The organism is Lichenifustis flavocetrariae, assembly GCF_026130545.1.
In the GTDB taxonomy this organism is placed as follows: Bacteria; Pseudomonadota; Alphaproteobacteria; order Rhizobiales; family Beijerinckiaceae; genus Lichenihabitans; species Lichenihabitans flavocetrariae.
The window spans coordinates 1-12,176 of the sequence record NZ_JAMOIM010000076.1 but is presented as its reverse complement, the minus strand read 5'-3'; the positions used below and the strand labels follow the sequence as shown (position 1 = coordinate 12,176).

Sequence of the window (12,176 nt, the reverse complement as noted above, 5' to 3'; positions counted from 1 at the left end):
ACCGGTACTTTCCGGCCCGCAGGACAGAGCAGAGCGACAAATCGGACGGCGAGGCATAGGTGAGGGTCGACGTGTGATTGCGCAGTATCTCGGCATCGCCATCGTTCTGGCGATCACGCTGAACCACGCGAGTCGCTTCGTTCGCGCTGGAGGCACGCTGCTCGTGGCGGTCGGGCTTCCTCCGTCCCAGGGTTGCCTGAGACACCTTGCTAGCGGACGATCTCCGCCAAATGAGGTGCATGATGAGCGAAGGACCAGGTGGGGCGGAGCGGGCCGGCGTCGCGGAGCGACCGCCAAAGTCTGGCGGAGCGGCGCCGGGCCGGGGTGGGCGGATGTCGCGTCAGCGCAAGACAGCCGCGGTGCTGCAGCTTCTGCGGGGCGAGGACCTTGAGACTGTATCGCGCGGGCTTGGCGTCACGGCGGCAACGCTGAGCGGCTGGCGTGACGCCTTCCTGGCCGCTGGCGAGGCGAGCCTGACGCGGCAAAAAGACGGGGAAGAGCTGACCAGCGAGCGGCTGAAGGCCAAGCTCGGCGACATGCTGCTGAAGACCGAGTTGCTGGAGGCCAAGATCGCAGTGTTGGAGGATGGCCCCCTCCGCTGTGCACCCCACCAAGCTACGCTTGGCGTGGGCCCTGCCCAGCTCCGCCCTTTGGCCCGACGGAGGTCGAGGTCATGAAGGTTTCGACCTCGCCCTCGAGCGGCAAACCCTATGGCGTGGCCTTGGTGTGTCGGGTCTGGAAGGTGGCACACGCGACGGTCTATCGGCGGCGCGTTCCTGTCGATCCGGGGCCACGCCGGCGTTCCGGGCCAGTGGGTCCGATGCCGGATACGGGCCTGCTGGAGCGGATCCGGGGCGTGCTCGACGCTAGTCCGTTTCATCGCGAGGGGCACCGCAAAATTTGGGCCCGCCTCCGCTTCGCCGGGCTGCGCACATCGCGTCACCGCGTGCTGCGGCTGATGCGCGAGCACGGCCTGTTGGCACCCTCGCGCGTTGGATCACCGCGAGGACCGCGTCATCATGTACCGGCCCCGGATAGTGAGACACCGATGTTGATCCTATGCGGCGATTGCCGCGGGTGAAAGCTGGTCGTTTCGGACGGCGGCGGGCGTGCGGTGCCCAAGTCGGCCGATCAGCCAGGTCGTGTTGTAGGTCTCCTTGAAGGCCAGCAGCGGTGGGCGCTCTGCGCCTGCGGGAAGCCACGGTCGGGCTCTTCCTTCACGGCGTGGATGAGGTCGGGGAACTTGATCGCGTCCTGGATGAAGAACACCGGCATGTTGTTGCCGACGAGGTCCCAGTTGCCCTGCTTGGTATAGAACTTGACCGCGAAGCCGCGCACGTCGCGCGCCATATCGGTCGAGCCCTTGTTGCCGGCCACCGTCGAAAAACGGGTGAACAGCGGGGTCCGCTCGCCGACACGCTGGAAGATGTCGGCCTTGGAATACTGGGCGAGGCTTTCGGTCAGCTAGAAATAGCCGTGCGCGGCCACGCCGCGCGCATGCACCACGCGCTCCGGGATGCGCTCATGGTCGAAGTGGTTGATCTTCTCGATCAGGATGAAGTCTTCGAGCAGCACGGGGCCGCGCGACCCGAGCTTCAGCGAGTTCTGGTCGTCGGCGACCGGAACGCCCTGGTTCGTGGTCAGGACGGGCTCGCCGCCGGTCGCGACCTGGTGCACCTCCCCCACCAGGCCCAATCTACTGGCCGGGCTCGCTGCCGGGATGATACTCGACGATAGGCGCTTCCGGGCTTGAGGATGCTGAGATCGAGGCGCCTGCCGCCGATGCGGCAGGTGCGCCCGTAAGGGCCGCACCGCCGGCCAGGGCTGAAGATGCCAGGATGCTGCGTCGGGTGAATTCAGGTTGAGACATGGGGTTCTCCGATGTGAGGGGTGCGGTGCCGGGCAAACGCCTTGCCAATGAACGTCGTGGACGCGAGCCTCTACCTAGTACGTGCGTCGCTCGTCGGCCCAACGGGGCGGCCCGTCGTCATGCGTTGCAGGACACCGTCCTTCTTGATGAAGCGATGCCGCAACGCGCCGGCAATGTGCAGGGTGAGCAGCGCCAGGATGCCGTAGCCTAACCAACCGTGCAGGACGAACAAGCGGTCGCCAAGGACCTGGTTTGCCTCGACAAGGTCCGGAAGCTGGACCACGCCCAGGAAGGCGACGGTGTCGCCCTGGGCGTTACTGCCGAGCCAGCCGAGGACCGGCATGGCCAGCAGGGCAATATAGAGCATCGCCTGGACCGTCGCGGCGAGCCACCGCTCCCAGAGGGCGCTCGGCACGTGGGGCAACGGATGCGTGGCACGCCAGATCGCGCGCGCCACGGTAACGAGCAGGATACAGAGCCCGATCGAGCGATGGACCTCGACCAGCTTGGCAGCGCTCGGTCCTGGACCCAGGGCGTTGAACAGCCAAGCCGCGCCGAACCCGCAGGCCACGAGGGCGGCGGTCGCCCAATGCAGGGCACGCGTGGTGATGCCGAGACGCTGCGCGGCATCGGATCGCGTTGGACCGCGTAGAAAGTCCGTGTCAGCCTTGCGGAGCGACATGGTTCCGCCGCTCAGGGAGTCACGGTGAACGGCGCCGCCATCCCGGCCTCGTAGTGGCCCTTGATGTTGCAGATCAGCATGTAGTCACCGGGCGTCACGCTCGCCCTGAGAACGCCGTTGGCGCCCGCCTTCAGGTTGGATACCTCGCCGAGTGATTTGATCGCCTTCTCGTCGATCCGGTGCTTCGCGGGATCGAGGGGAAGTGTCTCGCCCTTGGCCGCGAGCTTCACCAGGATCATTTCATGGCCGGTTTTCATGGCGGCGTTCATGACGTCGAACTCCACCTTGCCGGCCGGGACGCTCGGGGGCACGGCTTCAAGGCCCATCTTCTCATGGCTCTCGCCGGTGAGCCTCACCTTCACGACGGTATCGGCGAACGCGGCCGTCGCGGTGGCCGCGGTGAGGAGGCCAGTCAGCAGCAAGAATTTGGATGTGGTCTGAAAGGTCATAGTCATGTCCTGAAAGGGCGAGCGCCAACGGCGACGCGCGCGGGTGATTACTTGCCGTTCGGGTCGATCTTGGACGGCTGGCTGGGCAGGTCGACGGACTTGTTGTTGTTGATGTCGAAGCCAGTATTCGGGTCGGTGTGCGTCCCCTGCACGAAGGCGCGCATCTGCCACTGGTACTTGTCGATGCCGTGCTCGATTTCCTGGAGCAGGTTCGACGTGGTCGGGTCCGGGTCCTGCGAATCTTTGATGCCTGCGCGGATCTCTTCACCCACTGTTTTGTAGGCATTCGTGAACCAGACGATGACCTGGGCATCGTCGATGTAGCCGCCCGGGATCTCGGGAATCGCCGAGGTCTTGACGATCGTGCTGGCGCGACCATCCGACGACGAGCCGATGGCGAGGAGGCGCTCGGCGCATTCATCGGCGTATTTGGAGAGGCCCTCGTAGTGCTCCTGCAACAGTTCATGCAGCGAGTAGAACAGCGTCCCCGAGACGTTCCAGTGGGCCTCCTTGGTCTGGAGTTGCAGCTGCTGCAACTCCGTCAGGGTCCGTTGGAGGGCGCCGACCGTCTTCTTGTAGCCCTCGACCCCGCCTTCGGGGCTGACGTACGGGCGGTCGGTGACGGCGTTGGTCGGGAAGGAGCCGACCGGCTGGGGCATGCTGACGGGAGCCTGCGGCGACAGCGTCTTCACCTGCTCCGACCCCTGCGAGGTCTTAGCTTGTGCGATCTGCGTCCGGCCCGTGATCGGCCAGACTTTCGAGGGTCCCGTGTCGGATGTCGTGGCGGCACCGGCCAGTCCAACCGGAAGCAGGACGCCGGCCAGAAAGCACGCGGCAATCTTGGTCATGTACATCAATGAGCCTTAAGAGCGATCGGCGGGCGTCGCTGGGGTTGGACGCCGCTGAGCCATGAGGTAGCGGCGTCCCGATCACGCACCACTAAATTCGAATTTAGGCAGGCTGCTCGGAATCGTGCGGACCAGAGCTCCGGCGCGGGTTACGCTGCTAGTCCGTCCCCTGCCGGATCCCCATGCCCAAGCTGCTGCTCATCGAGGATGACGACATCACCGCCGAGGAGATCGCCTCCGATCTGCGCTGGCGCGGGTTCGGCGTCGAGGTCGCGGTCGATGGGATCGAGGGCCTTGAAGTGGCGCGTGGCGGCGCCTGGGACGTCATCGTGATCGACCGCATGCTGCCGGGCTGCGACGGTTTGACCGTGCTCAAGACGCTGCGGGGCGAAGACAACAAGGTCCCGGCGCTGATCCTGAGCGCGATGGGGCACGTGGACGAGCGGGTGCGCGGATTGCGGGCGGGCGGCGACGATTATTTGACCAAGCCGTTCTCGCTCGTCGAACTGGCTGCCCGCGTGGAGGCTCTGCTGCGCCGGCCGGCGGCGTCGCGCGAGACGCTTCTGCGCGTCGGACCGCTCGAACTCGACCTGATCACGTCGAAGGCGACGCGAGGCCAGCGTTCGCTCGACCTCCTGCCACGCGAGTTCAAGTTGCTCGAGTATATGGTGCGTCGCGAAGGCCAAGTCGTGACGCCGGCGATGCTGTTCGAGGAAGTCTGGAACTACAACTTCGTGCCCCAATCGAACCTCATCCACGTCCACATGGGACGCCTCCGCCGCAAGCTCGACGCTTCCGGCGAAACGCCTCTGATCGAGACGGTGCGCGGGATCGGCTACACGCTTCATGCCCCGACTTGACCTGTTCCGAACCACCGCCTTTCGTTGGGCGATGGCGTTCGCGGCCGCCTTCACCGGCCTGTCCATCGTCCTGTTCGCTTTCGTGTACTGGCAGACGGCCCACTACGAGCGGGCGCAGATGGATACCATGCTTCGCCATGAGGCGACGCTGATCGCAAACGATCCGGCGGGAGCCAATGGCGCCCTGAGAACCTGGCTGCGGGACGACGCTCATAACGTACGCTATGGCATCCTGGTCGGGCATGACGGCGTACCGCAGGCCGGCAACATGCCCTCGGTTCCCAAGGACCTCTGGCCGGACACACAGCCCCAATCCGTCACGACAGAAGCGCATGACCCGGACGGCGACCAGCGTGCGGAAAGGATTCGGGCGCTAGGGCTGAAACTGGCGGATGGGCGAACGCTCGCGCTCGGCAGCGATACGGATGCGGTTGAGCATGTCAGCGTCGTGATCCTCAGGGCGCTCGGCCTTGGGCTCGGCCCCATGGTGGCCCTTTCCCTCCTGGGTGGCGCGGTTCTCGGCCGGCGCGCGCTCGGGCGCGTCACGATCCTCAGCCACGCCATCTCGGAGATCCGTGAGGGCCGATTGAGCGGCCGTCTGCCCATCACGGGGCGACGTGACGAGTTCGATCGCTTGGCGGTGGACATCAACGCCATGATGGACGAGATCGAACGGCTTCTCGAAGAGGTCCGCAGCGTAGGCGACAGCATCGCGCACGACCTTCGGACTCCTCTGACAAGGGCCCGCACCCGCCTGGAGAGATCGCGGAACGCGGTGACGACGCCAGCGGAGTTCGCGGCTGCCATCGATGAGGCCCTCGGTTGGCTCGACCAGACCTTCGCGGTCATCACGGCCGTGCTGCGGATCGGCGAGATCGAACACGGCCGCCGCCGGGCGGCCTTTCAACCCGTCGACCTGGGACAGATCCTCGTCGAAGCGGCCGAGCTGTACGATCCGGTCGCCGAAGAACGTGAGATCACCGTTCGGGTCGACGTGGAGCCGGCGAGTGGAGCAACCGCGATGGGCGATCGAGACTTGCTCTTCGAGGCCGTGGCGAACCTGCTCGACAACGCCATCAAGTTCACGCCGCGGCACGGGCATGTGCTGCTTTCCCTTGTCGAGCGGGACGGAAGCCTCGTGGTCACGGTCGCCGACGACGGGCCCGGCATCGCCGAGGCCGACCGCAAACGGGTGCTGGAACGCTTCTATCGAGCGGAGCGCAGTCGCCAACGGGAAGGTGTCGGACTCGGCCTTTCGCTTGTCGCCGCGATCGCGACCCTGCATGGCTTCGGCCTCACGATCGGCGACCATCACCCCGGCTGCCGCGTTGAACTTACCTGCCGGGACTTGACGGACTCGCTATCGCTTGCAGGAGAACACTCCGACACCGCCTCCAAGATCGAAGCAGTCGACGCGGCACGGGACGTTTCCGCGTTCCGGTCTTCGTCCTCACCACAGCAGATGTTCAGAGCTTCGGCTGGCGGGGCTGTCGCTTCAAAGACTTCAGGGAAACGAGCAGGACTTAATTCATGAACGAACGAGGCGCAATGACGTCAGGCACGGTGTACGACCCGACCACGATCGCCCTTCACTGGGCGACCGCTGCGTCGGTCGTGATTCTTTGGATCATTGGCCAAACGGCGGACTGGATCCCGCACGGACCCGCGAACGCCGCCGTCTGGTCGGTCCACGTAGTCCTTGGGTTCGTGCTGGCCGCCATCCTGACTTGGCGCATCATGTGGCGCACGTCTGATGGCCGGCGCCTGCCGCCGGCTGACAGCGGCGCCCTCCAGGCCCTGGCGAAGCTGACCCACTACCTGCTTTACGTCTTTCTGCTCGTCGTGGTCGTCCTCGGGATCGTGAACGCCTTCGTGCGGGGCTACAACCTGTTCGACCTCGTCAGCCTGCCGCAGGTCGGCGACCGCGCCTGGCGGCGGCCGATCACGCACTGGCACGGGCTGGCGGCCAACATCCTGCTCGGCCTCGCCCTGTTCCACGCCGCCGCCGCGCTGGTCCATCACTATCTTTGGCGCGATGCCGTGCTGAAGCGCATGCTTCCCGGGGTACCCGTGACGAAACTGCCCTCGGGCCAAGCACAGCGGTCGACGAGACCGTGAAGGATCATCCATGAGCCGCCTGCATGCCGAAAACCACCTGATCAACCGCGTCGGGTGGCTGCGGGCCGCCGTCCTCGGTGCGAACGACGGGATCATTTCGACCGCCAGCCTCATGGTCGGCGTGGCGACGGCGGCAAGCTCTTCGAGCGAAGTGCTGCTCACAGGCATCGCCGGCCTGGTTGCCGGCTCGATGTCGATGGCGGCCGGGGAGTACGTATCGGTGAGTTCGCAAGCAGACACGGAGCGGGCCGACCTCGGGCGGGAGCGCCGGGAACTTGAGACGGATCGCGACGCAGAGCTTGAAGAGCTTGCCGCGATCTACGTCGGTCGCGGCGTGGAGCCGGTGCTCGCCCGGCGGGTCGCCGAGCAGTTGATGGCCAAGGACGCCTTAGGGGCCCATGCGCGCGACGAGCTGGGCATCTCCGAGGCGATCTCAGCGAACCCGATCCAGGCGGCCCTGACCTCGGCCGCGACCTTCGCGGCAGGCGCCGCCCTTCCGATCCTGGCGGCGCTCGTCGCGCCCAGGGCCGCCCTGGTGCCGTCCGTCTTCGGGGCGTCGTTGGTGGTCCTGGCGCTGCTCGGCGCGATCGGCGCCAAGGCTGGCGGGGCCGACATGCTGAAACCGACGGCGCGGGTGGCATTCTGGGGAGCCTTCGCGATGGGCGTCACAGCCGTGATCGGCGCCTTGATCGGGAAGTCCGTCTGATTGCGCCTGTCGGCGTGATCCAAGACGGTCGGAACCGGTCCTGGCTTCTTGATCGCATTGCCGAGGTCACGCCAGCGATCGCCCTCCTGAGAGAGACGTTACGGGCTCACGTTCCTATCGATTCCTGGGTTTCAAACGGCGCCGAACTTTGGGTCTGGCGCAGTTTGCGTTTGATTCAGGCTGTCGCCACCAACCGCGCGCGCAGCAGATCGACCTTGGCGCACCCGTACATCTAGCGCTTCACGAGCTTTAATTTGGTGACTTGGCCTTCGGTCTGCCCATTGGACGCCGTCTCGATGACAGCCGCGGTCACGGCAGTTTTGTCAACCGCGATGCCTTCGGCGAAGGCGGACATTTCGCTGTGCGCAGCAACGCTAAGCCAGGGATCGAGCAGGTCAGGCTTTTTGGCCGGGATCAGGGCGGTGGCAAAGCGGTCGAGCAGATTGCGCGCTTTGAAGATGGCCAGCGATGCGGTTTCGATCGCCACCATCAGGCGTACCGTTTCGTCGCCTTTGCAGGCCCGCTCGGTCGTCAGCAGGCGCGCAATCGTGCGGGCCGAGGGCATCCGCAACGGAGGAGGCTGGTCTCCTGGAAGTCGGACACTCCGGCGCTTGCGGGTTCTCCATTCGGATACGACGCGCAGGCTCCCGGTGAACCCCGCGCCGCGAAGGCGCCGCCACAGCTCCGTTCCGTTCTGGCACCCGGCCCCCTCCGCTCGCCACCCCAGCCTGCTGCGCAGGCCGGGGGCCCTGGCTCACTTCGCCCATTCGGACTCGAGCCGCTCGGTCCATCGGTCGAACGTGCTTTCACGTGAACGAAACACATCGTCGCGTGTGCCACGCACAATCCGCCGAACGGTCTGACGCGAGAGACCGGTGTGCCTCGCAATCGCCTTCAACGCGGTGCCGCTCTTGTGCAAGGCTCGGACCTTCTCATTGGCCTTGTCACGTTTGAGCGTTTGAGCCAGCCTTTCCACTGTCGTTTTTCGACCGCGCTGAGCGCTTCGGGTCGATGTCGCCGCTCGTGACCGCGCGGCGAAGGTGGCGCATGTGACGACGGATGATGTCCAGAAAGGCCGCACTGGCATTTTCAAGACGATGCCATCGGTCGGCAATCTGAAGAGCCTGGGGAGCACCTTTCGTCGCTGCCTCGCGGGTGCCGCCACCCCGATCGCGGCAGACAATCTCGATGTCCGGATGGTGTTTGAGCCAGGCCGTCACGGTCCCGATCTCACGATCGGCCAGCAGGTCGATGATCCGTCGCTGTTCGAGATCGCAGACGATCGTTCCATAGCGATGGCCGCGCCGCCAGGCGAAATCATCGAGGACGACGATCTTGGCGGATGTCGGGGTAGGTGCCGAACGGCGCCGTGGGGTGCGGAGCAGAGTATCAGCACTGACCGGTATGGACAGGCGCTCCGCCAGACGTTCTCCGGGACGACCACCCAGAACGACACCGATGCAATTGACAAGACAATCGAGGCGGCTCGTGCGACGGGATCGAGCCAGGATGATCTCGGGGGCGAACTGCTCGGCGAAGGTCTTCCGATCGCAAGACGGGACGGCGCAACGGAACCGGCGTGCCGTGAGACGGATAACCAATCCCCGACCGAAGGCCGGAACGTCCCGCGGCGACCGCACATAACGGCTGTGCACCGACGCGGACAGGGATCCGCAACCGGGACACCTACCTGACGCCTCACCGCCATGCGCATGAACGATCAGCCCGACTGGCCCGACGTCATGACGGTCCACGATCAATCCGCTCGGTGTCATGGAGATATAGGAGCTGCGTGACGACATCGCCTTCGTCGGCCAAACCGTCTACCCCGCTGGGGCCATTCCGGACTCATCCCAACCTGCACGCAAAACGTGCCAGACCCAATTTTTCATCCGTTTGACGATCAATCTGGAATGGCAGCTCAAAGGAGCGGATATCTTCGGCAGCCAGATGGAGAGCCCTCAGGGCGATAATTGAGGTGGACTGCGACCGCTGGCGTCTTGATAAGGACAGGCAGCACCAAGGCCTGTTAGCAGCAGCCATTCCGGCTCCGTCGGAGGAAGTCGGCAGAATTTGCGCCGGCTCCCGGCCCGAAGTGCTCCTGGTCGTAACTTTCGACGCTCGCTCATCGTCGCGTCAGGCAAAATCCTGCATCATCCGTGTATCTAGACGAGGATGATCGACGTGATCCCGCGAGTCCACACGGACTGGGCTTCGTCTTGACCGGTGGAGGAGCCACCACACGCCGAGCAGATCGACGATGCCGACTCCAAGTCTGTCGAACAATCCGTATTTCGACAGACCAGCGAGTCTTGTCCGATCCCTGACTTCGGTAAACCTCACCGTATATCCATCCCGCTGGACCAGCGCGGGCATAAAACGATGCAATCCTGCAAAGAAGGGCAAATCGAGGTAAACCGAACGTGGAAAGCACTTTAGCCCACAGCCTGTATCACGGGTGCCATCCGAAAGGATAAACTGTCGAATATTGTTGGCGATCCGCGATTGTAGCTTCTTAAATCCCGTGTCCTGGCGACCTTCCCTTTGTGCCTGCACGAGGCCGCATATGGCACCAGTCCTTTCGAGCATTTCCACCATGCTGGGAATAAAGGCCGGATCGTTCTGACCATCACCGTCCATTGTGACAATCGTCGAAGCCCGAGCGGTTTTCACGCCCGTGCGGATCGCCGCCGATTGGCCTGTGGAGAATTCATGCCGCCTGTAGCTGAGCCAGGGACAGACTGAACTCAATCGCTGGAGTTCATCCGAAGTGAGATCATCTGACCCGTCATCGACATAGATGACCTCAAATTCGCCCATGGGCAACAAGGCACGTTCGATCTCTTTCAGAAGGGGCTCGATGTTGCTCGCTTCATTTCGGACCGGCACAACGACTGACACCCGCAACCCATCTCTTGCCATGCCGTTCCACCACTGTGCTGCTGGATCAAAAGGCAGGCGAACGCCGACTTCTCCTTGCGCCGCGTGAGCGGACGGGCGTGGATAGGTCTCACGTCATGAGGGTCGATCGAGCACTCGCCTGGCTTCCACATCTTTCGTTTTCTCCTGTCAGATGCCTGTCGGAACCAGCAGTTTGCGGCCCGGATGGGGTTGGGAAGACCGGTCTTGGCTGCTCTTCCCTGATCTTCAGCTGCGAGTGGGAGTCAGCCTTGGATGGCAGATCCATCGGTGTGCTCGACAGTCAGGCATGTAGAAGGCGAGTGAACCGACGTTTGCCATATGACGTGGCCGCGATCAGCAATCGATAAAACCGACGGGAACCTGACAGAAAAAATCCATAAAGCCGATAACGATTCCTCTCTGACATGCTCAGCGACAGCTTTTCTCGTCGCGAGCATTGTCACTGCACTTTGGTACGCCAAGATGTCGAACTGCTGGTTGATGATCAATCTCGATAGATCAACCGATCGTCTTGAGAGAATGCATCAGCAACTTGTCGAACTCGGCGTTTCAGCTATCCGCGTCAGCGCAGTGGATGGTGATCGTCTGACACTGGATCATCCTGACGTTGATCCTCCGGGTTTCTGGCGCGATTCCGGGATGATGATGCGGACCACAGATGCGGCCTGCTACCTCAGTCACCTTTCGGCGATGCGCATATTCCTCGACACGGATCACGCCTACGCGGTCATTCTGGAAGATGACGTCGTCCTGGGAGCAGAGACCTGCCGGCTTGTTGACGCGCTCACCGATGAGGCAGCGATGAAAGACTGGGATATGGTCAAGTTGACCGGCAACAACACGTTGAGAGCCCTTCCTGTTCGTCACATCGAGGCATATTTTCGACTTGGCGTTGCGTGGACGCGTCTTCCCGGTGCGGCCGCGTATCTCATCAATAGACGCGCGGCGGAACATTATCTGCAGCGCCTCCGCCCAATGACGGTACTCTTCGACCATGCGTTCGATCGCGGCTGGGCCCTTGGGCTCCGAACCCGCGTGATCGTTCCCTTGCCGGCAAGCGGAACACGGTCTGCGATATCCCGTCGATCGACCATCGACACTCCGGAGCGTCCGCGGATCAAGAACAAAGGGTTCGGCAAGGCAACGTCCCTGTGGTGGCGCACGAAAAATGAAGTCAGGCGATTTTGCTATGCCGTATTCTGCTATCTTCAACCGACCTGACGAGCATTGCTGACGCTACTGAGCTTCGGCCGGTCGATTGCACCGCGTCTCCCATCCTCTCCATCTTGCTTGAAGCTTTAGACGACGATCCGCACGGGGACGCCCTTCGCGGCCGGCATCTGCGAGTGGATATCGTGATGCGCCAGGGGGATGAGCGGGTTCACCTCGGGATAGTAGGAGCCAACGCAGCCGTTCGGCAGCCGGAAAGGCGTCACCTTCAAGGGTCCAACCTGACGATGGACGCCATCGCCCGCATCGCTGACGAGGCTGACCATCTGGCCTTGCTGAAGCCCGGCCTGTTCGATGTCGTCAAGGTTCATCAGAAGCACCTATCGCGTGCCTTCGATTCCGTGCAGGCGATCGCTGAACCTGTAGATCGTGGTGTTGAATTGATCGTTGCTGTGCATGGCAATCAGCCGGTATCGGCCGACGGCGTCGTCGAAATTCACGGCCGTCAACATGTCGGGCGTCGTGAACTCGGCTTTACCACTCTCGGTGTT

The 12,176-nt window shown here is 63.6% G+C and carries 13 protein-coding genes and 3 pseudogenes; 6 read left to right on the top strand and 10 right to left on the bottom strand.

Annotation, left to right across the window (positions count from 1 at the left end; translation table 11 throughout):
- Nucleotides 1–332: 332 nt before the first annotated feature.
- Nucleotides 333–1,021, top strand: a pseudogene (locus tag M8523_RS34370) (IS3 family transposase); the annotation flags it as partial.
- 152 nt (nt 1,022–1,173) lie between these two features.
- Here the strand turns inward: M8523_RS34370 and M8523_RS34365 are convergent.
- The 5 genes and pseudogenes from M8523_RS34365 to M8523_RS34345 all read right to left on the bottom strand — a co-directional run.
- A pseudogene (locus M8523_RS34365) lies at nt 1,174–1,725 on the bottom strand (catalase); the annotation flags it as partial.
- The gene (locus M8523_RS34360) at nt 1,697–1,870 is read right to left on the bottom strand and encodes a hypothetical protein (protein WP_282589317.1); all 174 of its coding nucleotides are present in this window, start codon (nt 1,868–1,870) and stop codon (nt 1,697–1,699) included. The pseudogene M8523_RS34365 and the gene M8523_RS34360, both read right to left, overlap by 29 nt.
- Nucleotides 1,871–1,940: 70 nt before the next feature.
- On the bottom strand, nt 1,941–2,552 hold the full coding sequence (locus M8523_RS34355) for a cytochrome b (protein ID WP_282589316.1): 612 nt from the start codon (nt 2,550–2,552) through the stop codon (nt 1,941–1,943).
- An 11-nt stretch (nt 2,553–2,563) separates the two neighbouring features.
- Complete coding sequence (locus tag M8523_RS34350) at nt 2,564–3,001, bottom strand: sulfocyanin-like copper-binding protein (protein WP_282589315.1); 438 nt, start codon at nt 2,999–3,001, stop codon at nt 2,564–2,566.
- A 47-nt stretch (nt 3,002–3,048) separates the two neighbouring features.
- Nucleotides 3,049–3,849 carry a Dps family protein gene (locus M8523_RS34345; protein ID WP_282589314.1) on the bottom strand — a complete coding sequence of 267 codons (801 nt, stop codon included), beginning with the start codon at nt 3,847–3,849 and terminating at the stop codon, nt 3,049–3,051.
- A gap of 182 nt (nt 3,850–4,031) precedes the next feature.
- Here M8523_RS34345 and M8523_RS34340 point away from each other — a divergent pair, with 182 nt between their 5' ends.
- The 4 genes from M8523_RS34340 to M8523_RS34325 are packed head-to-tail and all read left to right on the top strand — an operon-like array spanning nt 4,032 to nt 7,533.
- Complete coding sequence (locus M8523_RS34340; RefSeq protein ID WP_282589313.1) at nt 4,032–4,709, top strand: response regulator transcription factor; 678 nt, start codon at nt 4,032–4,034, stop codon at nt 4,707–4,709.
- Complete coding sequence (locus tag M8523_RS34335) at nt 4,696–6,243, top strand: HAMP domain-containing sensor histidine kinase (protein WP_282589312.1); 1,548 nt, start codon at nt 4,696–4,698, stop codon at nt 6,241–6,243. The genes M8523_RS34340 and M8523_RS34335 overlap by 14 nt, the downstream gene beginning before the upstream one ends.
- 14 nt (nt 6,244–6,257) lie before the next feature.
- The gene (locus M8523_RS34330) at nt 6,258–6,827 is read left to right on the top strand and encodes a cytochrome b (protein ID WP_282589311.1); all 570 of its coding nucleotides are present in this window, start codon (nt 6,258–6,260) and stop codon (nt 6,825–6,827) included.
- A gap of 10 nt (nt 6,828–6,837) precedes the next feature.
- A complete protein-coding gene (locus M8523_RS34325; RefSeq protein ID WP_282589310.1) occupies nt 6,838–7,533 on the top strand; it encodes a VIT1/CCC1 transporter family protein in 696 nt (231 codons plus the stop codon).
- Between the two features lie 232 nt (nt 7,534–7,765).
- Here M8523_RS34325 and M8523_RS34320 read toward each other — a convergent pair whose 3' ends face one another.
- The 4 genes from M8523_RS34320 to M8523_RS34305 all read right to left on the bottom strand — a co-directional run bounded on the left by M8523_RS34320 (nt 7,766) and on the right by M8523_RS34305 (nt 10,455).
- Nucleotides 7,766–8,098, bottom strand: a complete 333-nt coding sequence (locus M8523_RS34320) for a hypothetical protein (protein ID WP_282589309.1) — start codon at nt 8,096–8,098, stop codon at nt 7,766–7,768.
- A gap of 189 nt (nt 8,099–8,287) precedes the next feature.
- On the bottom strand, nt 8,288–8,509 hold the full coding sequence (locus M8523_RS34315; RefSeq protein ID WP_282589308.1) for a helix-turn-helix domain-containing protein: 222 nt from the start codon (nt 8,507–8,509) through the stop codon (nt 8,288–8,290).
- Nucleotides 8,478–9,335 carry an ISL3 family transposase gene (locus M8523_RS34310; protein ID WP_282589307.1) on the bottom strand — a complete coding sequence of 286 codons (858 nt, stop codon included), beginning with the start codon at nt 9,333–9,335 and terminating at the stop codon, nt 8,478–8,480. Before M8523_RS34310 ends, M8523_RS34315 begins: the two co-directional genes overlap by 32 nt.
- 334 nt (nt 9,336–9,669) lie before the next feature.
- On the bottom strand, nt 9,670–10,455 hold the full coding sequence (locus M8523_RS34305) for a glycosyltransferase family 2 protein (protein WP_282589306.1): 786 nt from the start codon (nt 10,453–10,455) through the stop codon (nt 9,670–9,672).
- A gap of 318 nt (nt 10,456–10,773) precedes the next feature.
- On the opposite strand from M8523_RS34305, the gene M8523_RS34300 reads away from it, so the two are divergent.
- On the top strand, nt 10,774–11,676 hold the full coding sequence (locus M8523_RS34300; RefSeq protein WP_282589305.1) for a glycosyltransferase family 25 protein: 903 nt from the start codon (nt 10,774–10,776) through the stop codon (nt 11,674–11,676).
- A 77-nt stretch (nt 11,677–11,753) separates the two neighbouring features.
- Here the strand turns inward: M8523_RS34300 and M8523_RS34295 are convergent.
- A pseudogene (locus M8523_RS34295) lies at nt 11,754–12,176 on the bottom strand (molybdopterin dinucleotide binding domain-containing protein); the annotation flags it as partial.

Excerpts from the sequence above, each read along its gene's own strand:
- M8523_RS34345 (WP_282589314.1), bottom strand. The coding sequence starts at position 3,849 with ATGACCAAGATTGCCGCGTGCTTTCTGGCCGGCGTCCTGCTTCCGGTT.
- M8523_RS34305 (WP_282589306.1), bottom strand. The coding sequence starts at position 10,455 with ATGGCAAGAGATGGGTTGCGGGTGTCAGTCGTTGTGCCGGTCCGAAAT.
- M8523_RS34340 (WP_282589313.1), top strand. The coding sequence starts at position 4,032 with ATGCCCAAGCTGCTGCTCATCGAGGATGACGACATCACCGCCGAGGAG.
- M8523_RS34355 (WP_282589316.1), bottom strand. The coding sequence starts at position 2,552 with ATGTCGCTCCGCAAGGCTGACACGGACTTTCTACGCGGTCCAACGCGA.
- M8523_RS34360 (WP_282589317.1), bottom strand. The coding sequence starts at position 1,870 with ATGTCTCAACCTGAATTCACCCGACGCAGCATCCTGGCATCTTCAGCC.
- M8523_RS34300 (WP_282589305.1), top strand. The coding sequence starts at position 10,774 with ATGACGTGGCCGCGATCAGCAATCGATAAAACCGACGGGAACCTGACA.
- M8523_RS34350 (WP_282589315.1), bottom strand. The coding sequence starts at position 3,001 with ATGACCTTTCAGACCACATCCAAATTCTTGCTGCTGACTGGCCTCCTC.
- M8523_RS34330 (WP_282589311.1), top strand. The coding sequence starts at position 6,258 with ATGACGTCAGGCACGGTGTACGACCCGACCACGATCGCCCTTCACTGG.
- M8523_RS34320 (WP_282589309.1), bottom strand. The coding sequence starts at position 8,098 with ATGCCCTCGGCCCGCACGATTGCGCGCCTGCTGACGACCGAGCGGGCC.
- M8523_RS34335 (WP_282589312.1), top strand. The coding sequence starts at position 4,696 with ATGCCCCGACTTGACCTGTTCCGAACCACCGCCTTTCGTTGGGCGATG.
- M8523_RS34310 (WP_282589307.1), bottom strand. The coding sequence starts at position 9,335 with ATGTCGTCACGCAGCTCCTATATCTCCATGACACCGAGCGGATTGATC.
- M8523_RS34325 (WP_282589310.1), top strand. The coding sequence starts at position 6,838 with ATGAGCCGCCTGCATGCCGAAAACCACCTGATCAACCGCGTCGGGTGG.